The sequence below is a fragment of the Terrimicrobium sacchariphilum genome (assembly GCF_001613545.1).
Lineage (GTDB): Bacteria > Verrucomicrobiota > Verrucomicrobiia > Chthoniobacterales > Terrimicrobiaceae > Terrimicrobium > Terrimicrobium sacchariphilum.
On record NZ_BDCO01000002.1, the window covers coordinates 1,843,419 to 1,865,307 of the forward strand.

The 21,889-nt window shown below is 59.3% G+C and carries 18 protein-coding genes, 1 tRNA gene and 1 pseudogene; 13 read left to right on the forward strand and 7 right to left on the reverse strand.

The window, feature by feature from the left end; genetic code table 11:
* Positions 1-152: 152 nt before the first annotated feature.
* The 4 genes and pseudogenes from TSACC_RS08580 to rplS form a co-directional block, all read right to left on the reverse strand.
* Positions 153-599 carry an ASCH domain-containing protein gene (locus tag TSACC_RS08580; protein ID WP_153811344.1) on the reverse strand — a complete coding sequence of 149 codons (447 nt, stop codon included), beginning with the start codon at positions 597-599 and terminating at the stop codon, positions 153-155.
* 136 nt (positions 600-735) lie between these two features.
* Positions 736-1,086 (reverse strand): annotated as a pseudogene (locus TSACC_RS22685) (YraN family protein); the annotation flags it as partial.
* Entirely contained in the window at positions 989-1,597 is a 609-nt protein-coding gene (rnhB, locus tag TSACC_RS08590; RefSeq protein WP_075078923.1) for a ribonuclease HII, read from the reverse strand. The gene rnhB and the pseudogene TSACC_RS22685, both read right to left, overlap by 98 nt.
* Positions 1,598-1,613: 16 nt before the next feature.
* Complete coding sequence (gene rplS, locus TSACC_RS08595; protein ID WP_075078924.1) at positions 1,614-1,973, reverse strand: 50S ribosomal protein L19; 360 nt, start codon at positions 1,971-1,973, stop codon at positions 1,614-1,616.
* A 306-nt stretch (positions 1,974-2,279) separates the two neighbouring features.
* Between rplS and fbaA the strand changes: the two genes are divergently transcribed.
* From fbaA to TSACC_RS08640, 9 genes are all read left to right on the forward strand, one after another.
* Complete coding sequence (fbaA, locus tag TSACC_RS08600) at positions 2,280-3,353, forward strand: class II fructose-bisphosphate aldolase (RefSeq protein WP_075080642.1); 1,074 nt, start codon at positions 2,280-2,282, stop codon at positions 3,351-3,353.
* 113 nt (positions 3,354-3,466) lie between these two features.
* Positions 3,467-4,657, forward strand: coding sequence for an efflux RND transporter periplasmic adaptor subunit (locus TSACC_RS08605; RefSeq protein WP_075078925.1), 1,191 nt, complete (start codon positions 3,467-3,469; stop codon positions 4,655-4,657).
* A gap of 17 nt (positions 4,658-4,674) precedes the next feature.
* Positions 4,675-7,848: an efflux RND transporter permease subunit gene (locus tag TSACC_RS08610; RefSeq protein WP_075078926.1), complete on the forward strand. Its 3,174-nt coding sequence runs from the start codon at positions 4,675-4,677 to the stop codon at positions 7,846-7,848.
* Between the two features lie 13 nt (positions 7,849-7,861).
* Positions 7,862-8,995, forward strand: coding sequence for an efflux RND transporter periplasmic adaptor subunit (locus TSACC_RS08615; protein WP_169809583.1), 1,134 nt, complete (start codon positions 7,862-7,864; stop codon positions 8,993-8,995).
* Positions 8,996-9,007: 12 nt separating this feature from the next.
* Complete coding sequence (locus tag TSACC_RS08620; RefSeq protein ID WP_075078928.1) at positions 9,008-12,160, forward strand: efflux RND transporter permease subunit; 3,153 nt, start codon at positions 9,008-9,010, stop codon at positions 12,158-12,160.
* Between the two features lie 160 nt (positions 12,161-12,320).
* Entirely contained in the window at positions 12,321-12,689 is a 369-nt protein-coding gene (locus tag TSACC_RS08625; protein ID WP_075078929.1) for an RNA recognition motif domain-containing protein, read from the forward strand.
* A 103-nt stretch (positions 12,690-12,792) separates the two neighbouring features.
* Positions 12,793-13,782, forward strand: a complete 990-nt coding sequence (locus tag TSACC_RS08630; protein ID WP_075078930.1) for a phospholipase D-like domain-containing protein — start codon at positions 12,793-12,795, stop codon at positions 13,780-13,782.
* On the forward strand, positions 13,775-14,338 hold the full coding sequence (locus TSACC_RS08635) for a chromate transporter (protein WP_075078931.1): 564 nt from the start codon (positions 13,775-13,777) through the stop codon (positions 14,336-14,338). The genes TSACC_RS08630 and TSACC_RS08635 overlap by 8 nt, the downstream gene beginning before the upstream one ends.
* Positions 14,335-14,862, forward strand: coding sequence for a chromate transporter (locus tag TSACC_RS08640; RefSeq protein ID WP_075078932.1), 528 nt, complete (start codon positions 14,335-14,337; stop codon positions 14,860-14,862). Before TSACC_RS08635 ends, TSACC_RS08640 begins: the two co-directional genes overlap by 4 nt.
* Here TSACC_RS08640 and TSACC_RS08645 read toward each other — a convergent pair.
* Complete coding sequence (locus TSACC_RS08645) at positions 14,795-16,510, reverse strand: hypothetical protein (RefSeq protein ID WP_075078933.1); 1,716 nt, start codon at positions 16,508-16,510, stop codon at positions 14,795-14,797. The two genes, TSACC_RS08640 and TSACC_RS08645, sit on opposite strands and share 68 nt — an antisense overlap.
* Complete coding sequence (locus TSACC_RS08650; RefSeq protein ID WP_075078934.1) at positions 16,507-18,045, reverse strand: flippase activity-associated protein Agl23; 1,539 nt, start codon at positions 18,043-18,045, stop codon at positions 16,507-16,509. The genes TSACC_RS08645 and TSACC_RS08650 overlap by 4 nt, the downstream gene beginning before the upstream one ends.
* 23 nt (positions 18,046-18,068) lie before the next feature.
* Here TSACC_RS08650 and TSACC_RS08655 point away from each other — a divergent pair, with 23 nt between their 5' ends.
* The 3 genes from TSACC_RS08655 to bioF are packed head-to-tail and all read left to right on the forward strand — an operon-like array spanning position 18,069 to position 20,695.
* Positions 18,069-18,797, forward strand: a complete 729-nt coding sequence (locus TSACC_RS08655) for a dolichyl-phosphate beta-glucosyltransferase (RefSeq protein ID WP_075078935.1) — start codon at positions 18,069-18,071, stop codon at positions 18,795-18,797.
* A 6-nt stretch (positions 18,798-18,803) separates the two neighbouring features.
* A complete protein-coding gene (locus TSACC_RS08660) occupies positions 18,804-19,541 on the forward strand; it encodes a pyridoxine 5'-phosphate synthase (RefSeq protein ID WP_075078936.1) in 738 nt (245 codons plus the stop codon).
* The gene (gene bioF / locus TSACC_RS08665) at positions 19,538-20,695 is read left to right on the forward strand and encodes an 8-amino-7-oxononanoate synthase (protein WP_075078937.1); all 1,158 of its coding nucleotides are present in this window, start codon (positions 19,538-19,540) and stop codon (positions 20,693-20,695) included. Before TSACC_RS08660 ends, bioF begins: the two co-directional genes overlap by 4 nt.
* Before the next feature lie 115 nt (positions 20,696-20,810).
* Here the strand turns inward: bioF and TSACC_RS08670 are convergent.
* Positions 20,811-20,901, reverse strand: a tRNA-Ser gene (locus TSACC_RS08670).
* Positions 20,902-21,042: 141 nt separating this feature from the next.
* Here TSACC_RS08670 and TSACC_RS08675 point away from each other — a divergent pair.
* Positions 21,043-21,888 (forward strand): homoserine kinase, encoded by an 846-nt coding sequence (locus tag TSACC_RS08675; protein WP_075080643.1) that lies wholly within the window; start codon positions 21,043-21,045, stop codon positions 21,886-21,888.
* Position 21,889: the final 1 nt, after the last annotated feature.

The following is a 21,889-nucleotide window of genomic DNA, read 5'->3' on the forward strand; positions in this document are numbered from 1 at the left end:
CTCGCGGTAGGCCGAGCGAGAGAAAATTCCGCCCGGTAAATGTCCAGGCAGAACGAATCACTCGCCAGCAATGGCTCGGCAGCGGCGACGGGCGTCCTGGCGCGTCGGTCGCCCGGGCGGTCGAGCGACACAGGCTCGCCTTGCCCCTGCCTTCACGGCTCAGTGGTTGCGTCTTTTTCGAGACCGCTCTGGGATTCCTCGGGATAGACGTAATTGTATGCACCGTCGGGGAGCATGAGGTACTTGGGATTCACTTCGAGTTCGTAAACGCCGAGCCGGGCGGGAACGAATCGATTGTAGGCGGCTGGGCGCACGTTGGTGAGTTCCCAAGCTTGAAAACCATTCTGGTATGTCTCCATGCGCGATTTTTCCAGATCCTCGGGAGTCCAGTCTCGGACGGCGACGATGTCGACCAGTGCCACGATGGCGCCGGCATCATCCGCTGGAGTTTCGTCACTGAGCGGCACGCTGTTCTGGACGATGAGCAGATTGTGCAGGGGCAGGGTGGGGGGCTGCCAGTCGCGTACGTCGATCGTCTTGCGACCGGAGCGAATGAGACTGCCTGCGGGAGAGAGGACCGAGAGTGCCTGGAAAATCATGGAGATCAGTAGATGTAGTTGTCCGGAATCGAAAAGGCATCTCAATATGACGAATCTCCACCGGGTCGGTCATGACGACCTCGATCACATCGAAGCGGTAGGTGATATCGGGCATGTCGAGCATGCGCAGCCAGGCCATCGCGCCGCGCAGGATCAGGCGGCGTTTCTTGCGATCCACTGCGTCCAGCGGGCGGCCTCGCTCTTCGCTCGAGCGGGTCTTGACCTCAATGAAGACGAGCTCGTCGTGCGGGACGTCGCGGGCCACGATATCGACCTCTCCGCCGCCGGGAGCGCGGAAGTTGCGATAAAGGACCTTGTGCCGGTTGCGGCCGAGATGACGGGCGGCGAGGCGCTCACCCTTCCGGCCGAGCAGGATGTGCTCCGGCTGCTCAGAAGAGATACTGCTGCGCCACCGGCTCAAAACTCTGGCGATGGATCGGGCAAGGGCCATGCTCCCGGAGCTTAGCGAGATGCTCGGCGGTCGCATAGCCTTTGTGCTTGGCGAAGCCGTATTGCGGGTAAATCTGGTCCATCTCCTCCATGATCCGGTCGCGCGTGACCTTGGCGATCACGCTGGCGGCGGCGATGGATTTGCTGAGTGAGTCGCCTCCCACCAACGCGGTATGGGGAATGGGAAAGCGGGGAACGGGCAGACCGTCGATGAGCGCATGATGAGCGGGCAGGGCATGCTTCGTCACCGCATCTCGCATCGCTTCGTGGGTCGCGCCCAGGATATTCAGCCGATCGACCTCTTCATGGGTGAAGACAGCCACGGTCCACTCGACCTCCCCGACCAGAAACGAGTAAAGCTCGTCGCGTTTTTTCGCGGCGAGCTTCTTGGAATCGTCGAGTTCCTTGAGTCGGAACTTCTCGGTGAGGATGACGGTGGCTACCACCACCGGGCCGGCGAGGGGACCCCTGCCAGCTTCGTCTATTCCCGCTACTCTCTCGATGCCCTGTTGCCAGAGCGTGCGCTCGTGTTTGAGCGAACAAGGCATCGCAGAGACGGAAATACTAGGAGCGGGACTGCGGAGACTTCTCCTTGACCGTCGTGGCGCTCTTGCCCTTGCGGCTGCGGAGGTAGTTGAGCTTGGCGCGGCGGACTTCGCCGTGGCGCTCGATCTCGATCTTGGCGATACGGGGCGAGTGCAGCGGGAATACTCGCTCGACACCTTCTCCGTAGCTCACGCGGCGCACGGTGAAGTTCGAGTTGATACCGGTGCCTTTGCGGCCGATGACGATACCGCTGTAAACCTGGATACGCTCCTTGTCGCCTTCGATAACGCGCGTGTGGACCTTCACAGTGTCGCCAACATTGAAGGCCGGGATCTCTTTCTTGAGCTGCTCGCTCTCGATTTTGTCAATAATGCTCATGGCGTTAAAAAGTAGAACGGTCCAGATTGCCGCATCGCTCCCGCTCTGGCAAGCAGGGAATGACGAAAATACATCGCAAGTCCTTCCTGGCTCTCTTCGCACCTGCACAAAAGTCGTGAAGGAATCACGCGGGGTCTTCAAGGTTTTTGCAATGTTGCAAAAACTGAAAATCTTCAGGGAATACCAAGAATCCTTACGAATTCTCCGAGGAACGGCGCAAATAATGCTGCCCCTGCCATGCCGATCTATGACAAGATCGGACCGCTGCTCACGCCATGTGAGCTCGTGCAACTCCAACAAACATCTATGCCAACTTCTACTTTCCGTCCCGGCGTTCTCTTCGGGGAAGAGGTCAAGGAACTCCTTGATTACGCCAAAGCCAATGAATTTGCCCTCCCGGCCGTCAATTGTATCAGCACGAACTCCGTGAACGCGGCTTTGGCCGCCGCTCGCGAGGTGAAGTCGCCGATGATGGTCCAGTTCTCCAATGGCGGAGCGCATTTCTTCATCGGCAAGGGCATCTCGAAGGAAGGCCAGAAGGGCGCGATCCTCGGCGGTGTGGCCGGCGCGCATTTCGTCGACGCGGCAGCCAAGGCCTACGGCGTGCCGGTGATTCTCAATACCGACCATTGCGCCAAGAAGCTCCTTCCCTGGGTGGACGGAATGCTCGCCGCCAGCGAGGAGCAGTTTGCCAAGACGGGCAAGCCCCTTTTCAGCTCCCACATGCTCGACCTTTCCGAGGAATCCCTCGACGAAAACCTCGAGACCTGCGCCAAGTACCTCGCCCGCATGGCCAAGATGGGCATGACGCTTGAGATCGAGCTCGGCGTGACTGGCGGTGAGGAGGACGGCGTCGACAACTCCGGCGTGGAAGAGTCCAAGCTCTACACCCAGCCCGAGGAAGTCGCCCAGGCCTATACGACTCTCAACGCGATCAGCCCGAACTTCACGGTCGCTGCCGCCTTCGGCAATGTGCATGGCGTTTACAAGCCGGGCAACGTGAAGCTGAAGCCCTCGATCCTCCGCGATTCGCAGGAGTATATCGAGAAGACGCTCGGCACGGGACCGAAGCCGGTGAACTTCGTGTTCCATGGCGGCTCCGGCTCCTCCCGCGAGGAAATCCGCGAGGCGATCGGGTATGGCGCGATCAAGATGAACCTCGACACCGACCTCCAGTGGGCGTTCTGGGACGGCATCCGCGCCTACGAGGCCAAGAATCACGGGTATCTCCAGGGACAGATCGGCAATCCGGAAGGTCCCGATTCGCCGAACAAGAAGTACTACGATCCGCGCGTGTGGCTCGCCGCCGCCGAGGAGTCCTTCACCAAACGGCTCATTTCTTCGTTCGAGGATCTGAACTGCATCAATCGCAACGCCTAATCCGCTAAGCGGATCGCTATCTTAACGGGCGGATGGTGCGAAAGTGCGCCATCCGCCCGTTTTCGTTTGCGCGCGATTGACAGATGGCTCCGGGCCGCCTACGACCGGGGGCAATGAAGAGTGCGCGTGCATTTGCCGCCCTGGGTCTGGTGGCGCTCCTGGTTTCGTGTGAGAAGAAATCCGAGAAGGGAGCGACTCCCCCGGTTCCGGTGACCGTTACCCCGATCACACAAAAGGATGTCTATGTGTCCCGGACGTGGGTCGGCCTGCTGAATGGTTATCAGAATGCGGATATCCGTGCTCAGGTGAATGGCTATCTGCTGACCCAGAACTATAAGGAAGGTTCTCTGGTCAAAAAGGGTACGATCCTCTTTACCATAGATCCGCGCCCCTTCGAGGCCGCTCTCGCCCAGGCTCAGGCCGACTATGCCAAGGCCGTCGCCCAGGCCACTCTCGCCAAGGTCACTCTTGATCGCCAGACGCAGTTGTATAAGACCAAGGTCATTAGCCAGCAGGAATACGATACCTCCTACCAGCAGGCACAAGCCGACTTCGCTGCCGTGGCTGCACAGCAGGCTCAGGTCGATACCGCACAGATCAATCTGAACTACTGCACGATTACCGCTCCCTTTGACGGTATCGTCGGCCTTGCCCAGGCGCAGATCGGTGATCTCGTTGGCCCCAGTGGCTCTGAGGCTGTGCTTACACAAATGTCGCAGGTCAACCCGATCAAGGTGAACTTCTCGATCACGGAGGAGCAATATCTGGAAGCGGCTCCGCTGCTGAAGAAGTTGCAGGATACCGCTGCGGCCGATCTGGAGGCTCGCATTCAGTTGCGCCTCGCCGACGGGAAGGAGTATCCGCAACTCGGAAAATTTGACTTCGTCAATCGTCAGGTCACCACGAGCACCGGCACGATCCAGATCACGGCGTTGTTTCCCAACGATGATGACGTGCTTCGGCCCGGCCTCTTCGGGCGTATCACGGCTCCGGTGCAGATGATTCCCGACGCGCTGGTCGTCCCGCAAGCATCCCTGGTCGAGTTGCAGGGCAAGTACTTCGTCGGCGTGTTGAAGCCGGACAACACCGTGCAGTTCGTACCCGTCAAGCCCGGTCCCTTGGACGGTGATTATCAGGTGATCGAGCCGGTGGTGAAGCAATTCAAGCTGGCAGCTGGGGACAAGGTCCTGGTTGGCGGCGTCGAGAAAGTGCGCGGAGATGTGACGGTCAGCCCTTCTGCCTGGCAGGCTCCCGCGGCAAGCCCGACACCAGGTGCTTCACCCACGCCCACTCCGGCTTCCTAATCTTCTAAAGGACCAGCATGTCGAATTTCTTCATCCGGCGGCCGATCGTGGCGATGGTCATCGCCATTATCACGGTGATCGTGGGTATTGTCTCGATGCTCGGGCTTCCCGTGGCCCAGTTCCCGAACATCGTTCCTCCCCAGATTCAGGTCCAGACGACCTATGTGGGTGCTGACGCCTTGACTGTCGAAGCCTCGGTGGCGACCCCCATCGAGCAGGAGATGAGCGGTGTCGAGGGCATGGAGTACATGTACTCCATCAATGCCAACAACGGCATGATGACGCTGAATACGATCTTCGGCGTTTCGACCATTCCCACGACAGACCAGATCCTTGCCCAGATGCGGCAGACCCAGGCCTCGCCGCAGCTCCCGAGCGACGTGCGCAACTACGGTGTCACCGTCGAGCAGGCTCTTTCTTCCCCGCTGGGCGTCTTCGTCCTTTACTCGCCCAACGGTACCTACGACCCGACCTTCCTCGCCAACTACGCGTACATCAACATCAATGACCCCATGACCCGCGTGAACGGCGTGGGTAGTGTCACCATCTTCGGTGCGGGTGAATACGCGATGCGCATCTGGGTAAAGCCCGATCGCCTGGCCACGCTCAATATCACGGTCCCGGAGGTCATCCGCGCCGTGCAGACCCAGAATAACGTGAATCCCGCCGGCCAGATCGGTGCCGAGCCGGTTCCGAAAGGCCAGGTCTTTACGTTCACGGTCAATACCACCGGCCGTCTCGTCACCGAAGACGACTTCAAGAACATCGTCATCCGCGCCAACAAGGACGGCTCCATCGTGAAGGTGGGGGATGTCGCCCGTGTCGAGCTCGGCGCCCAGGTCTACAACCTCAAGGGACGCTTTAACGGGCAAAATGCCGCCATTATCGCGGTTTACCAGCTCCCGGGCTCCAATGCCGTCGATACGATGAAGGCGGCTCGCGCGCTGATGGAGCAATCTTCCAAGCTGTTCCCGAGCGATCTCAAGTACGCCGTTGCTCTCGACACGACTCTCGCCGTGACGGAAGGCATGAAGGAAATCGTGAAGACGCTCTTTGAGGCGATGGTGCTCGTTATCATCGTGGTCTTCATCTTCCTGCAAGGCTGGCGCGCCACTCTCATTCCTCTCATCGCCGTGCCGGTTTCGCTCATTGGTACTTTTGCCGTGTTTCCGATGCTCGGTTTCTCGATCAACACACTTTCGCTGTTTGGTCTGGTGCTGGCGATTGGTCTGGTCGTCGACGACGCCATCGTGGTGGTGGAGGCGATCGAGAGTCATATCGAGGAGGGGCTGTCGCCCCGGGATGCTGCCATCAAGGCGATGTCCCAGGTGCAGGGCCCTGTCGTTGCCATCGCGCTCATCCTGGCGGCTGTCTTCATCCCGACGGTGTTCATTCCGGGCATCACCGGCCAGATGTATCAGCAGTTTGCGGTCACGATGGCCGTATCGGTGTTGATTTCGGCCTTTAACGCGCTCACCCTCAGCCCGGCGCTCGGCGCTCTGCTTCTGCGTCCCAAGAAGGAGTCGCACGGCTTGCTGTCGAAATTTTTCGGCGGCTTCAACAAGTTCTTCGGCGTGGCGACCAATGGCTATGTGAGCGTCTGTCACGGCCTCATTCGCAAGCTCGTGATCAGCCTCATCCTGATCGTCGGCATCGGCCTGCTCGGCGGAGGCATTGCTTCCAAGATGCCATCGGGCTTCATTCCCGAGGAAGATCAGGGTTATCTCTTTGGCGTGGTCCAGCTGCCGCGAGCCTCCTCGCTCCAGCAGACCAGCGAGGCGGCGACGGATATCGAGAATATCCTGATGAAGACTCCCGGTGTGGAATCCGTGACCACGATCGTTGGTTTTAACCTCCTCAGCACGGTGCAGAGCACCTACACGGGATTCTTCTTCATCACGCTGAAGCCATGGGCCGAGCGCACGACGCCCGAACTCCAGGTGGATGCCATCCAGCAGCATATCAATCGCGAGGTGGCGGCTTTGCCCAAACCTTCGGCTGCCTTTGCCTTCCCGCCGCCGGCCATTCCGGGTATCGGCACCTCTGGCGGCGTAACCTTCATTCTTGAGGATCGCACCGGCGGGCCGGTGGAGTTAATCGCCAAAAACACACAGACCTTCATGGAGGCTGCGCGCAAGCGGCCCGAACTCGCTTCCCTTTTCACGACGGCTCTATGGGACGTGCCGCAGATTTACCTCGGTGTCGATCAGGCGCAGGCGATGGTGCAGGGTGTCAGCCTGTCGGACGCCTATCAGACGGTACAGACGTTCTTCGGCGGATATTTCGTCAACTATTTCAATCGCTTCGGTCTCCAGTGGCAGGTCTACGTCCAGGCAGAGGGCGACTATCGCACGGATATTTCCAACCTCGGCTTGTTCTACGTCACGAACAAGGATGGTCAGGCTGTGCCGGTGTCGTCCTTTGTGACGCCAAAGAAGACCTACGGACCGGAGTTCACGATGCGTTACAATATGTATCGCTGCTCGCAGATCAGCGCCTCGGTGGCTCCGGGATACAGTACCGGTCAGGCCATGAAGGCGTTGGAGGAGGTCTTTGCGCAGACGATGCCGCAGGGGGCAGGATACGATTACTTCGGTATGTCGTATCAGGAGCAACAGGCTGCACAAGGCGTGCCGCCTGCCGCCATCTTCGGCCTCTCGCTGCTCTTCGTCTTCCTCATTCTCGCTGCGCAATATGAAAGCTGGTCGCTGCCCTTCAGCGTGCTGCTCACGACGCCGATCGCGGTATTCGGAGCATTCGCTGGTCTGGCCGCTCGCGGCATGCAGAACAACCTCTATGCCCAGATCGGTCTTGTCATGCTGATCGGTCTCGCGGCGAAGAACGCGATCCTTATCGTGGAGTTCGCCAAGGATGAGTACGAGAAAGGGAAACCCCTCTTTGAGGCAACGCTGGCAGGCGCCAAGCTCCGTCTGCGTCCCATCCTGATGACTGCCTTTGCGTTCATTCTCGGTACGGTGCCCCTGGCCATTGCCACCGGCTCCGGGGCTGTTTCCCGGCGTATCCTGGGCACCACGGTGATCGGTGGTATGCTTGCAGCCACACTGATCTCGATTTTCCTTATCCCGGCGTCGTTCTACTTCGTTGAGAAATTCTTCGTCGGCAAAAAGTCGGAGGATGAGGGGGGAGAGACCGCACCCAAGGCTCCAGAGGCTCCCGGGGCATCTGCCTGATATCGTCGACGCCATGAAGTGTTGGGAATTACGGACTGTTGCGTCAGTGTTGATCGTGATGGGCCTGGTCGGTTGCGGTCCCAAGCCGGTAGCTACTAAACCACTGCCCCCGGCGACCTACGCGGTCGCTGCGGAGCAGAATGTCCCTCTTACGATCAACACCTTTGGGAATTGCGTCACTGTCGCCGACGTGACGCTTCAGGCGCAGGTGACGGGAACCTTGACCCGCTTTGCCATCCAGCAAGGCGCTCTGGTCAAGGAGGGAGACCTCGTCGCGGAGATCGATCCTTCGCCTTTCCAGGCGGCGTTGCAGGAGGCCAAGGGTAGTCTGGATTCCGCCCAGGCGCAGCTGGCGAATGCCGATGTCACGCTTCAGCGTCAGCAGCAGCTTTACAAAACGAAGACCATCGATCTGGCTGACCTCCAGAGCGCCGAAGCCAATCAGCTTCAAGCCCAGGGCAACGTGCTATCGGCTCAGGGGCAACTGGCCAATGCCCAGATCAATCTCGCGTACTGCACCATCAAGTCGCCGATTACCGGCAAGGCTGGCATTTACATGGTTGATGCAGGGAATCTTGTGACGGCCAGCAAGACCGAGCTGATCAACATCCAGACGATCGATCCGATCTATGTCGATTTCACTGTTTCGGAAAACGACTTCAATACGATCCGGAAGTATTTCACCAATGGAGAACTCCCCATCGAGGTGACCATTCCCGGAGCGCCTGACAAAGTCATCCCCGGCAAACTGACTTTTATTAACAACAGTGTCGCCAGCGACACGGGGACGCTTTCCCTCAGGGGAACTTTTCCGAATGCTGATGCACTCCTCTGGCCGGGGCTCTTCGTCAATGTCAGCCTGATCCTTACGACGGTCGAGAAGGCGGTGACCGTACCCTCGATGTGCGTGATGGTTGGCCAGACCGGCCCGTATGTTTTCAAGGTCAATGCGGATGATACCGTAGCGCTCCAGCCGGTGACTCTCGGCCAGAGGCGCAGTGATTTCGCTGTCGTGACCAAGGGCGTTTCGGCTGGCGACCGGATCATCACGGCGGGACAGCTGGGACTCGTCACCGGCAAGAAGGTGACCCCCACACTCTGGCAGCCCCCGGCTCCGCTGCCCTCCCGGCAGGACGCGGCGAAATAGTCGCCTCATTCGATGAATCTCTCCGAGCCGTTCATTCGCAAGCCGGTGATGACGACGCTTTGCGCGTTTTCCGCCGCGATCTTCGGCATTGCTGCATATTTCCTCCTCCCGGTCAGTGATCTGCCGGATGTGGCGTATCCCGTGATCACGGTGACTACGAACTATCCGGGCGCCAGCCCGGAGATCATGGCCGACAACGTGTCGACCCCCTTGGAGATCCAGATGATGCAGATCGAGGATCTGAATCTCATCACCTCCAAGAACCAGGAGGGTACGAGCACGATCGTTCTGCAGTTTGGCTTGGACAAGCCGATGGGGCAGGCGGAGGCGGAGGTACAGGCGGCCATTCAGCGCGCCATGGGCAATCTCCCCAGCGACCTGCCAGCCCCTCCGGCATTCCAGACGACGAACCCCAACACCCAGCCCATCGTCTACATCGCTCTCGCGACGGACACGCTCACGCTCGGGGATCTGTACGACTACGCAAACACCATGGTCGCGCAGCGCATGATGATGCTCGATGGCGTGTCCAATGCACAGGTCTACGGCTCACCCCGCGCCATTTGCGTCCAGCTTGATCCCAACGCGCTCTCCGCCCGCCAGATGACGGTGACGGATGTTTCCAACGCGATATCCGCGGCCAACGTCTTTACTCCCGGCGGCGAGATTTACGGGAAATCGCTGCAGTTCATCATCAACCCCAAGGGGCAGCTGCTTCATTCGGCGGAGTACAACGATCTGGTGATTTCCTACAAGAATGGCGCTCCGGTGCGTCTGCGCGACATCGGCCATACCGTGGACGGGCTGCAAAAGCAGTACTTGAACATGAAGTTCTGGTCCGCCATCGAGCCTCCTCGCTCTGCCTACACGGTGGTGGCGGTAACGCCCGCTCCGGGGGCCAATGACGTGCAGGTGGCGCAAAGCGTTCGAAAGACGCTGAACTCCCTCAGGTCCTCGCTCCCGGCCTCCATCGACACTTATATCACTTTTGATCGTTCGGTGCAGATCGTCGAGAGCATCAATGACGTGAAGCTGACCATCCTGATCGCTTTTGCTCTGGTGGTGCTCGTCGTGTTTCTCTTCCTCGGTCGGGTGCGGGAGACCGTGGTGCCGGCGGTGGCTCTGCCGCTCGCCCTCCTGATGACCTTTGCGGTCATGTTGCTGCTGGGGTACAGCCTCGACAACCTCTCGCTCATGGCACTCACGCTTGCCGTGGGTCTGCTCGTGGACGATGCTGTTGTCGTCCTGGAGAATACCGTGCGCCACCTTGAGGATGGCAAACCTCCCACGATGGCGGCCCTCCTCGGAGCGAAGGAAATCAGTTTCACCGTGCTCTCGATGACGCTGTCGCTGGCGGCGATCTTCATTCCGATTGTTTTCATGCCGGGAATCATCGGGCGCATGTTTCACGAGATGGCGATCACCATCGTCGTCGCGATCGTGCTCTCGGGCGTGGTGGCTATCGTCGTCTCTCCGATGCTATGCGCTCGCATGCTGCGGAAGGCCGAGAAGGAGACAGGCTATCAGCAATGGTTCAATAAGTATTTCGACGGCTTCAAGCGTCACTACAAGACGTCCCTCGGCTGGATGATGCGTCACAAGCCTGTGGCCATCGGAATCTGGGTTCTCTCGCTGGGTGTCACGATCTACCTCTTCATCACCATTCCCAAGGGCTTTCTCCCGGTAGGTGATAGCGGCATGATACGAGGGGTGTTTTTGACCTCGGAGGGGACGTCGCCTGCCCAGATGCAGGACTATCAGGATCGCCTCATGCAGGTTGCGGAGTCCGTTCCAGGGGTGCGCCAGGCGATCACGGTGACGGGACTGCAAAACAACCAGCTTACTACCTCGATGGGATTGGCGGTGATTTTCTTGAAGCCTGAAAATGAACGGGCACCCATCAATGAAATCACCCGCGAGATTATTGCCAAGGTCCGCAGCTCGATCCCGGGCGTGGTGCCGCTCTTGCAGCCATTTCCGACGCTCAACATTGATACGGGGGCGACCAACAACACCCAGGGCCAGTTTGCCTACCAGTTGACCGGTACCGATCCTGCCCTGCTTTACAAGGCTGCGGGCGACCTTATGGACAAGATGCGCCAGATCCCGGGCTTCGTTGGCGTTTCGAGCGACATGCGTACGAATACGCCCATGCTCGATCTCGAGATCCTGCGGGATCAGGCTTCTTCGTACGGCGTGACAACCCAGCAGATCGAGCAAACCCTGGCCATAGCCTTCACCCAGGGGCAGGCAAGCCAGATCAAGACTCCGCTCAACGTGTACTGGGTCATCGTCGAGCTGCTGGATAAATACCGTGCCCAGCTCGACAACCTCGCTCTCCTTTGGGTGAGAAACTCCGCCGGAGACATGGTCCCGCTCAAGTCCCTGGTCAAGGCCAGCGTCAAGACGGGGCCGGAGTCGATCAACCACATCAACCAGGTGACATCGGTGACCATTTTCTACAACCTGGACCCCAGCTATCCCACGAGCACGGCTACGAGTGACATTCAGACTGCTGCGGCTCAGGTGCTCCCACCTGCCGTGGCCGGAGCTCCCGCTGGCTCCAGCGCGCAGTTTATCCAGACGGTGCGCGCGATGGTTGTTCTCCTCATCATCGCCATCTTTGTCATGTATATCATCCTGGGCGTGCTCTATGAGAGCTACATCCACCCGATCACGGTGCTCTCGACTCTGCCGGTCGCAGGGCTGGGGGGATTGATCACCTTGCGCCTGTTTGACATGACGCTCGATCTCTACGGCTTCATCGGCATCTTCCTCCTGCTGGGCCTGATCAAGAAGAACGGCATCATGCTGGTCGATTTTGCCATCATGCGACGCAAGGACGGCCTCGGCATCGAGGCTGCGGCCGAGGAAGCGGCTATCGAGCGTGTGCGCCCGATCCTTATGACGACATTTGCGGCCATCTTCGGCGCATTGCCGATGGCATTCGGGTTTGGGGCCGACGGAGCCTCCCGCCAGCCGCTGGGACTTTGCATTGTAGGCGGTCTGATCGTGGCTCAGGTTTTGACCCTATTTTGTACTCCGGTGTTCTACGTCTACATGGAGTACTTTCAGGAGCGATTCCTCGATAAAATCTCCTTCTTCAAGAGAGGAGAGGACGAAAAAAATGGGCCTGCGGAAGGCGATTCCAAGGCGATTGCCTAGGGGGAGGCATCATTTGCACTTGTCTGGCGAGCAAAATCGTTCTTATTTACCGCGAAACGCTCAGGTCATTGAACTCTTCGGATAGAAAGCTCGGTTCCCCAGACACAGTCAGGTCCTGCTCCTACCTAGGTTTTTGATCCCTCTGCAAAGCACTCCACATATGAAACTCTACGTAGGCAACCTCTCCTTCAAAACCACTGAACAGGCTCTGGAGGAACTCTTCGCCAGTGTTGGCACTGTTACTGACACCCACCTCGTCATGGATCGTATGACCCAGCGCCCTCGCGGCTTTGGTTTTGTCACCATGAGCACGGAGGAAGAAGGACAGAAAGCCATCGAATCGCTGAACGGAAAGACCTTCGACGGTCGTCCGATCTCGGTGAGCGTAGCCCGTCCCAAGGAAGACCGTCCTCCGCGGCGTGACTTCGGCGGTGAGGGCGGCGGCGGCGGTGGATTCCGTGAGCACCGTGACCGTGATCGCGACCGCGATCGCCGTGGTGGTGGCGGGTACGACCGTCGTCGTAACTGATCCACGATTCCGGACCTGTCTTAAAGAAAGTTACTTGCGAAAGCGCCCGTTGCAAAACGGGCGCTTTTCTTTGTGAAATTATGTGTTAAGCGGAGTGGAAAGAATGTTTCTTCCCATCCCTCACCTCATAGTTGAGCCCGACGATGGAGTCAGTCCCGTTCGGGAGTTCATTCGGACAGCCAAGCACTCGCTGCTGATCAAGCAATTCACCTTTTCCGAGCCATCGCTCCTTCAGGCCGTGGTGGACCGAAAGAACGCAGGCGTCGATGTGCGGGTCATGCTGAACCCGAAGCGGTCGGGTGGGGATCGCGCCAACGACGCCACTTTCGAGTATTTTCAAAACAACGGCGTAAACATTCAGTGGGCCAACCCCAAGTTTTACGTCACGCACGAGAAGTCGATCGTGATCGACAAGGAGGCCGCCCTTATCGCGACCTTCAACCTCTGCGAGAAGTACTTCACCCAGACCCGCGACTACGGTGTCGTCACCCAGGACCCTGAGCGCGTGGCCCAGGTCATCGAGGGCTTTGAGGCCGACTGGGAGCATCGCGACTGGCTGCCGAGCGAGGAGACCGGCTTGCTTTGGAGCAATGCCAACTCCCGCCTGCACATGGCGCGCTTCATCGATGCCACCGAGAAAACGCTGTGCGTACAGCACCCGAAGTTCGTCGATGCCGTAATCCTCGATCGTCTCATCGATGCAGCGGATCGCGGCGTGCATGTGCGCGTGCTCTGCGGCGGTCGCCACGGCATCAGTGACTGGGATATTCTGGATACCTTCTCCTCGCTCCGCGTCCTCAAGCGCTTCGGGGTCAAAGTCCATAAACAGAAGAATCTCCGCCTCCACGCGAAGCTGATCTTGTCTGACAACAAGCACGCGCTGGTCGGATCGATGAATATTGATCGTAGTGCTTTCGACCTTCGCCGCGAACTCGGCACGACCATCACCGATGCCTCGATCGTCTCCCGGTTGAGCGAGGTGTTTGAGTCGGACTGGGATGGATCGCATCACTACGATGCCCCGGACCCGCTCGCGCCGGAGAAACACACGGAGACCGATTTCCCGCACGATCACGATCTGCGTCATGAGTGAGGCCGTGGCCGAGACGCCATCGATCTCCCTGCTTGATCTGGCTTTTACCTTCAACCATATCGCGCTCGCCTCCTTCGGGGGCGGCCTCTCAGCCTGGTCCCGAGAGGTATTGGTGGTTGAGAAAAAGTGGATGGGGGAGGAGGAGTTCCTCAGTGCCGTCACGATGTGCCGCATCCTCCCCGGGGCCAATCAGGTCAACCTGGCGGTTTTTGTCGGCACAAAGATGCGTGGCATCCCGGGAGCCATCTCGGCGATTATCGGGCTGACCACCATACCCGTGGTGCTCATCCTGATCCTTGGTTACGCGTACTTCAAATTTCATGAGGTTCCCGCCTTGCAGGGCGTCCTGCGCGGAGCCACGGCTGCGGCAGTCGCGCTCACGCTTTCGATGGCCGTGAAAACTGGAAAGAAATGCCTGGGCAGCGTGGTGGCCGTTGCTCTTTTCCTGGGAGCGTTTCTGCTCAACGGGCTGATCCGCTTCCCGTTGCTCGGTACCGTGGCGCTCATCGGGCCCCTGGCTCTACTTTGGGCCTGGCCCAAGCCTGCGAAGAAATGAACGTCAAGACCCTCATTCAGATCATCGCCTTGTTCAGCTCGCTCTCCCTGCTGTCCATTGGCGGAGGCAATACAGTCTTGCCCGAGATGCATCGCAAGACGGTGCAGGTTTATCACTGGATGAGCGACTCGCAGTTTGCCGATGTCTTTGCCATCTCGCAGGCTGCACCCGGGCCCAGCATCCTGATCGTGACCCTTATAGGCTACAAGGCAGGGGGCATCCTGGGCGCGATCATCGCAACGATCGCGATGATGCTGCCGGCAGGTTTGCTCGTCTACATGGTGACCCGGTTTTGGCAGAATGCGCAAAACTCTCCGCTTCGTCATGCCATCGAGAAAGGCTTTGCACCCCTCACGGTCGGCCTCGTGCTGGCGAGTGGCTATGTGATGAGCCGTGCCGCCGACCATGGATGGCACGCATACATCCTGACGGGCCTCTGCACGATCATCTTTGTCTTTACCAAGGTAAACCCACTGATCGTGGTGGCTGTGGCTGGCCTGATTGGTTACCTGGGCTTGGTTTGAGATAGGGCGAGAGGTCGTAAAGCATGCCGATGCCCGAGCTGTCGGGAGCGGGCATTGTCCCTGTCACGATCGGATCGAAGCTTCGCCGGGCTAGCCAGTCTGCCTGGAGAAGCGCATTGGCCTCCGCCCACGAGGTCTGGCCGGCAAGAGCTGCCGTGAGCATGGCGTATTTCTTCTCGTATGGGAGTCCATGGCTCCAGAGGTGGCCGTCGTAGCCGCATACCACCTTGCGTCCCAGGAGGATCAGCGGATGGTTGTAATCCGGTGTGATGGCAAATCGTGCGTTGGCCGGCAGGTCGATCGTTGCCATTTTCCAGGCAGCCAGTTCGGACTTGCGGGCGAGAAAGTATCCATGCCGGGAATCCAGCCCTCCGATGAGCGAAATCGCCCCGGAGAAGAATAGCACAAAGCACAGGGCGGAGCGGCCCAGCCAGTGAATCTGCGAAAGGAGGTTGGTCCAGAGATAAGGCGCCACCACCAGCCATGACCAGATCACGAGCTTGAGGTTGTCCCAGGGCCAGACGGCAAAAACCACCACCGAGCCGAGCAGAAAGACGGCGGCTGAACTCCACGCAAAAAAACGGGCCTCGGCATCCTTTTTTCGGGCGACCAACACACAGAGAATGACGACCAGTGGAAGGCTGATCCCAAAGTCGTACCAAAGGACGCGGGCACCTTCCTTCTCCATCATCCAGCCCGGCAACCAGCGCATTGCCGAGGTGGCGGAAAAGAATCCCGTAATCAGCGCCACCAGGATCGAGGCAGGGATTACGGAAGCTGCCACAAGCTGGAAAATGGACATTCTCTGACCAGGACGGAACACAAACAGGCCAAGAAGGATCAGGCTGAGAAAGAGAAACGCATGGATGTTGAAGAGAGGCATCGACGCATACAAAAGCCACTCAACCCAACGGGGCAGGCTGGGGTGAGCACGGAAATAACGGTCGCGCCACGCGCAGAGAAGCACCAAACCGGCGGGGATCGCGATCAGCAAACCTCGCTGCGTGACAAACATGGACAGGAACAGGCTCTTCCACACCAGCTCTGTCTGGAAGTCATCAACCGCAAATGTGCGGAAGAAGACGAAGCCTGCCAGCCCTCCATTGAAAAGAAAGGCCGCAATGGCGAAGGCCCGTCCCCACATCCACAAGGCGCCCGCTGTGAGGGCCGAACCGATCAAGCCGGCCACGATGAGACCGCGGAACGTATCGACTCCCAGCACCTCGCCAATGGCATTTACCAAGTCCGCGCCGATGGGATAAGTCAATGGCACGCCTGTAAGGATAAGACTGTCGGGCCAGAAGGGCACTCCGCTGGCCAGATACCGGATGAGTCCAATGTGAAGGGAAAGGTCTCCGAGGTTATTGGGAGACAGGATGAGGAGGTTGTCTCCTGCGGAATAGATCAGCCAGACGAAGGCGCGTAGAGAAACGAGGGAAAACACTGCGATCATCGCCCAGTCCCAGGCATTGAGCTTGCGCGGCTCCATGGCCGGAGTGGTGATCCATGCGGCGATGCCTGCAGCCAGACCCGCCATCGTCGCGACGATGGCAGGCATATAAAACAGCCCCCCTGCGAGCCAGCCGGCGGCAAGCGCGGTGATGGCGGCGGTAACGATGGCGGCAAGGGAAGCCGAGAGAGTCTTCATCGCGGCGTGATCTCCTTCACCTCAAGCGGCTGGTTCCCGAACCACCTGGAGAAGACCGACCCACGGAAAAATACAGTGCAGAGATCCTGCGAATCTCTCAATCGGAAGTCTCGCCGATAGTAAGGTTCGGTCAGTTTCGATCGCACGGTATCGGCTCGACTCGCCTCCACGACCACGACATCGGCGTCGTGGGTTTCCGGGGAGTTATTTTTGTTGTAGTAGCCGAACTGCGGGAAGTCCCCGAGCATCCAGGGCAGGGGGTAGTAGCTGTCGATGAGGATCTGGCCCGTCACGCCGTAGTAGCGAGGGTCTTCCTTGGCGAGATCGAGCAGGGGTTTTGTGAGCGTCTCCACCTGGCGGTAGGTCTGCACGTAAACGTACGGCTCTTTTGCGTCGGTGAAGTGGTAGAAATTCAGGCGTAGTGACTGGTAAAGACTTGCGCCGAGCACGATCGCCGACATCGAGACGGTCGCGAGGAAGTGGCGCTTGGAAAGCCATGCGATAGCGGCGCCGAAAAGCAGGAGAAACGGCCATTGAATCGAGATGATGCACCAGGGTGTTTTGTAGGGGACGAGCGAGTAGGCGACCAGTGCACCTGCTCCGTAGATGGCGATGAAGCGCAGCCGGGCATCGGAAGGAAACGCCAGTATCACCGCCATGACAAAGCCGATCAGGGCGGGCCACTCGTAACGAGCAAACAGCATGAGCCAGTAGGCGTTGATGACCTTGTGGCCGAAGATGGAGACATCGTAGAGGGGTTTGTCGTGGCCCGCTGCGTCAACGCCAGTGTGTGTCCAGGCGGCGAATGTCTGATAAAGCCCCTTCAGCCCAGGGAAATCGAGGAAGTTCCCCGAGTAGAAAAAGACAATGGCCAGGACAGCGAGCCCCACGCTGGCCCCCAGATCGCGCTGGGTCCAGCTTTGCCTTGCGATGGGATAAGCCGGTCGGGAGGGAGAGATGTATTGCCAGCCCCAAAGGGTGAGCGCCGCAAGGCCAAAGGCGGCGACGTGCATGACATAGGTTTCCTTGGTCAGGATCATGCCGCAGATACCGGCGACGAGGGCAAAGAGGTATTGTCGTGTGCCATCCCTCCAGAGGCCCAGGATGCCCCAGCAGGTCAGCAGAAGGAAAAGGACCAGCCACGACTCATGGATGGTGTAGCGGCCATAAAACACATAGGCAGGGGAAATCGCCATCGCCAGAGCGGCCCAGCGGGTGGCAGGAGCGCCGAGGAATCGCGAGAAACGAAGAGTCATCCATACGCAGGCAATGCTGACCAGGATGATCGGAAGCCGGATGGCCCAGATTTCCCGGCCAAACAGCGTCTGGGCTGCAAAGACAGCGTAAAAATGCAGAGGACCATGGTAATTTGTCGGGTCGTAGTGGTAATACCCGAACTTCGCCATCTGATCGGCGAACCAGCCATTGACTCCTTCATCGAAATGAGGCGGCTTGATGTCGAGCAAAACGAACCGTAGAAGAGCGGCCAACACCAATATGCCAATCTCAACCCAGGGAATTTTCCGTTCGTTCACGCGATTGGGATAATGTCGTTAGGATGACTGTTCAAGCTCAGCGAGTTTCGATCGTCATTCCGTGTCGGAATGAGGAGTCCCGCCTGCCTCGGACCCTTGCGGCTTTAGGCCAGTTTATCGCCCGGGTCAGCTATCCTGTCGAGGTCCTGATCGTGGTCGAGCCGGGTCAGGACGGGACGGCGGATCTGGCCCGTTGGATGGAGGAGCAGAATCCTGCCTTCCGGGCCGTCATCCAGCCCGTTCAGCGCGGGAAGGGATTCGCCGTGAAAACCGGGATGCTTGCTGCCTCGGGCGACATCGTTTTCTTCATGGATGCCGACCTCAGTGTACCTCTGCGGTGTGTGGAGGAGTTTTTACCCTGTTTTAATCAGGCAGACGTCGTTTTTGGCAGCCGTCGGCATCCGCAGAGTGTGATTGGGCAAAGTCAGCCTTTCTTCCGGGTTGCCTCGGGGCGGGCGTTCAATCTCGCCCTGCGCATCTGCGGTGTGACCCGGTTCCGCGATACACAATGCGGGTTCAAGGCTTTCCGGGCCGAGGCGGCCCAGGCTGTTTTTTCCCGGCTGACAGTCGATGGCTTCGGCTTCGACGTCGAGGCGCTGGCCTGGGCCGATGGCCTCGGATACCGCCTGCTGGAACGACCCGTCGAGTGGAACGATGCCCCGGGCACAAAGGTTCGGGCGCTTTCCGACGGGTCCCGTGCCTTTTTTGAAGCCGTGCTTGCCGCGAGGCGGGCTCGGGCGGAGAATATCTGATTCCCCATGATAAAGCTCGGAGTAAACATCGATCATGTCGCCACCCTGCGGCAGGCGCGGTATCGCGACACGCACGCTTCTCCTCTGGCCGAACCCAACCCCATCGATGCCGCGGAGATCGCCGAGGCAGCCGGCGCACATGGCATCACTGCCCACCTGCGCCTGGATCGTCGGCACATTCAGGACAGTGACATTTTTGAACTGCGCCGCCGCATTTCCACGAAACTCAACCTCGAGATGGGAAACTCCCCGGAAATTCTCGAAATCGCTCTCAAGGTAAAGCCCGCCGACGTGTGTCTGGTACCGGAGAATCGCAGGGAGGTCACCACCGAGGGAGGGCTGGACTGTGCGGGGCAGAAAAGCTCGTTGCGCCCGACCATCCAGCGCCTCCACGAGGCGGGGATCGTTGTGAGTCTTTTCATCGATCCCGACGAGGAGCAGATCGATGCGGCGGCGGACCTGGGTGCGGAGTTTATTGAACTTCACACCGGAGCCTTTTCCAACTCGCAGGGCGCAGAACGCGATATGGAAATCGTGCGCCTGATCCACGGAGCGGAGCGTGCTCATGCCGCCGGACTCAAGGTCAACGCGGGACATGGCATCAACTACGAGAACATCTTTGAAGTGTTACGCATCCCGCATCTCCACGAGCTGAACATCGGCCATTCGATTATCTCGCGAGCGGTCTTCACGGGCCTTAGTCAGGCGGTGAAGGACATGCTCAGCCTGATGAAGGGAGCGTGAGCGAGTTTGACGCATACCTCTTCCAGAAACTGGAGGAGGTTGAGCAGGCCGGCCTGCGCCGGTCGCTGCGCGTCCTGGAATCCGCCCAGGGCGCGGAGGTGAAGATCGACGGTCGGTCGCTGTTGAACTTCTCCTCGAATGATTATCTCGGCCTTGCCAATCATCCTGCGCTGGCCAAGGCCGCGGGAGAGGCCCTGGCGACCTTCGGTACAGGGGCCGGAGCCTCGCGATTGATCTGCGGCACCTCCCGGCTGCATGAGGATCTGGAGAGTGCGATCGCCCGCTTCAAGAAGACCGAGGCGGCGCTGAGCTTCTCGACAGGCTACGCTGCCGCCGTGGGAGCCATCCCGGCCATCGTTTCTTCCGAGGATGTAGTGATCCTCGATAAACTCTGCCACGCCTCGCTGGTCGACGGCGCCCGTCTGAGCGGTGCGACGATCCGCGTCTTTCCTCATAACAATCTCGAGAAACTGCGGAGCCACCTGGAGTGGGCACGCCGCGAGCATCCCCAAGGCAGGGTGCTGGTCGTCGTGGAATCCGTCTACAGCATGGATGGCGATCTCGCTCCTCTGGCCGACATCGTCAGCCTCAAGGAACACCATGGAGCTTGGCTCATGGTGGATGAGGCCCATGGGGTCGGGGTGCTGGGGGCAAAGGGGCAGGGATTGGTCGATCTGCTGGGCTTGACCGACCGTGTTGAGATCCAGATGGGGACTCTGGGCAAAGCGCTTGGTTCCGCCGGAGCATACCTCTGTGGCAGTGCCATCTTGCGCGATTATCTGATCAATCGCTCGCGCAGCTTCATCTACTCCACCGCACCTCCGCCTTACGTGGCAGCTGCTGCTCAGGCTGCGGTGGAGCTTCTTGAGACCGAGACAGGACAAGGCCTGGTCACACGCCTGCGCGACAATATCCATCGGTTTGCCGAGGAGGCCGGGTGTGAAAGTCCTACTGCCATCTTCCCGATCGTGATCGGAGATGAGCGTGAGGCGATGGCCGCGGCGGGCGCGCTGCTGGAAGCGGGGTTCCTTGTCCCCGCGATTCGATACCCTACGGTCTCTCGCGGCTCCGCGAGATTGAGGATCGTGGTTACCGCAACTCATTCTGCGGAGCAGATTTCCTTTCTCGCAAAGACTCTGCGCGAGCTGGACTAGGTTCCCGCGATCGGCGGGTATTTCCGGTCCGGATGGAGATGTTGACAGGGAGAAATGGGGTGCGCTTCTGGCGGCGAGAACGGGAAAAAGCCTGCCTGGCGTTTTGGGAAAAAACTGGCGGTGAGGGGGGGATTCGAACCCCCGGAGCCCTTTTGGAGCTCGGAGCTTTAGCAAAGCTCTGCTTTCGACCACTCAGCCACCTCACCGTGGTCAGCGAGTGGGGGAGTATCCGGGGAAGTTGGCGAAACGTCAAATGCGGATTTTCATGAAGTGCGATTTCCTTGCGGCCCGGCGAGCTTCTCCCTTTCCTTCGAGGGGCTTGCCCTTTTATGGTGATTCGCTCATTCATGAAAGAAGTCCGCACGAAAGTACCTGCTACGACGGCCAACCTCGGTCCGGGATTTGACTGCCTGGGAATAGCCCTCCGTATTTACAACGAGGTGATCGTGCGCGCTGCGCCGGGACATCCGGATGGGATGGCGGATCAGGCGGCCGAGGCCTTCTTTACCCGAGCGGACATCGCTCCCTTTGATTTCGACTGGTCGGTGAAGGGGCAGGTGCCGCGTTCGCGCGGGATGGGCAGCAGCGTCACAGTGAGGCTTGGTTTGCTTCATGGGCTCAACGAACTCGCGGACGGCCCTCTGAGTGATGTGGCGCTCTACCAGCTGTGTTGTGATCTCGAGGGCCATCCCGACAACGCCGCGCCAGCGGCTTTCGGCGGGTTTACGGTCGCTCGGAAGGATGCTTCCTTTCAGCGCTACAAGGTTTCCAAGAAGCTGCGCTTCGTACTCCTGGTTCCCGACTTTGAGGTGGAAACCCCGGCCGCGCGGAAGGCCCTGCCCGAGAGGATTCCTTTCAAGGACGCCGTCGTATCCGCCTCCAACGCTGCGGCGATCTCCGCGGCCTTTGCCAGTGAGGAATATGAGAACTTGCGAGGGACCTTTACGGACTATCTGCATCAACCCTACCGCCTTCCCCTGATCCCCTGCCTGAATGATGTCATCGCCGCGGGCGAAAAGGCCGGAGCCATCGGCGGTTGGCTCAGCGGCTCGGGCTCCACAATTGCCTGTGTCACGCTGGCCGATCCTGAGAAGGTGGCCAGAGCCATGCAGGAGGCGAGCGGATTAAAAAACACGAAAGTGTTCATCACCCAGGCGGATAACAAGGGCGCGCGGGTCAAGGTGCGTTCCTGAT

Coding starts and splice junctions, on each gene's coding strand:
- TSACC_RS08655 (WP_075078935.1), top strand. CDS start 18,069: ATGACTGTTCAAGCTCAGCGAGTTTCGATCGTCATTCCGTGTCGGAAT.
- TSACC_RS08605 (WP_075078925.1), top strand. CDS start 3,467: ATGAAGAGTGCGCGTGCATTTGCCGCCCTGGGTCTGGTGGCGCTCCTG.
- TSACC_RS08580 (WP_153811344.1), bottom strand. CDS start 599: ATGATTTTCCAGGCACTCTCGGTCCTCTCTCCCGCAGGCAGTCTCATT.
- TSACC_RS08635 (WP_075078931.1), top strand. CDS start 13,775: ATGAGTGAGGCCGTGGCCGAGACGCCATCGATCTCCCTGCTTGATCTG.
- rplS (WP_075078924.1), bottom strand. CDS start 1,973: ATGAGCATTATTGACAAAATCGAGAGCGAGCAGCTCAAGAAAGAGATC.
- TSACC_RS08675 (WP_075080643.1), top strand. CDS start 21,043: ATGAAAGAAGTCCGCACGAAAGTACCTGCTACGACGGCCAACCTCGGT.
- TSACC_RS08640 (WP_075078932.1), top strand. CDS start 14,335: ATGAACGTCAAGACCCTCATTCAGATCATCGCCTTGTTCAGCTCGCTC.
- TSACC_RS08630 (WP_075078930.1), top strand. CDS start 12,793: ATGTTTCTTCCCATCCCTCACCTCATAGTTGAGCCCGACGATGGAGTC.
- rnhB (WP_075078923.1), bottom strand. CDS start 1,597: ATGCCTTGTTCGCTCAAACACGAGCGCACGCTCTGGCAACAGGGCATC.
- TSACC_RS08615 (WP_169809583.1), top strand. CDS start 7,862: ATGAAGTGTTGGGAATTACGGACTGTTGCGTCAGTGTTGATCGTGATG.
- TSACC_RS08625 (WP_075078929.1), top strand. CDS start 12,321: ATGAAACTCTACGTAGGCAACCTCTCCTTCAAAACCACTGAACAGGCT.
- TSACC_RS08660 (WP_075078936.1), top strand. CDS start 18,804: ATGATAAAGCTCGGAGTAAACATCGATCATGTCGCCACCCTGCGGCAG.
- TSACC_RS08620 (WP_075078928.1), top strand. CDS start 9,008: ATGAATCTCTCCGAGCCGTTCATTCGCAAGCCGGTGATGACGACGCTT.
- fbaA (WP_075080642.1), top strand. CDS start 2,280: ATGCCAACTTCTACTTTCCGTCCCGGCGTTCTCTTCGGGGAAGAGGTC.
- TSACC_RS08645 (WP_075078933.1), bottom strand. CDS start 16,510: ATGAAGACTCTCTCGGCTTCCCTTGCCGCCATCGTTACCGCCGCCATC.
- TSACC_RS08610 (WP_075078926.1), top strand. CDS start 4,675: ATGTCGAATTTCTTCATCCGGCGGCCGATCGTGGCGATGGTCATCGCC.